General features: G+C 53.5%; 1 pseudogene. It reads left to right on the top strand.

Going from position 1 to position 230, the window contains the following annotated elements:
- Positions 1-230, top strand: a pseudogene (locus LK536_RS59240) (minor capsid protein); the annotation flags it as partial.

The following is a 230-nucleotide window of genomic DNA, read 5'->3' as shown; positions in this document are numbered from 1 at the left end:
CGACAATAATGGGGTCAGCTATGCCGGGGCCAAGAAGCTGCTTAAAAAGGATGAACTGGAAGAATTTAAATGGACGGTCGAGGATTACATAAAGGCCGGCAAGGAAAATGCCGGGGACCAGCGCTGGATGAAGGAACTGGAGAATGCATCCGCCCGGCACCACATCTCATACCTGGAGGCCATGAAGCGCCAGATGCAGCAGCATGCGGAACTGCTGTCAACGGAGTTTG

Origin of the sequence: Clostridium pacaense (assembly GCF_020709765.2) — a bacterium.
Classification (GTDB): domain Bacteria; phylum Bacillota; class Clostridia; order Lachnospirales; family Lachnospiraceae; genus Enterocloster; species Enterocloster hominis.
Note: the sequence above shows the minus strand (reverse complement) of the source record. Positions and strands in the feature narration are given on the sequence as shown.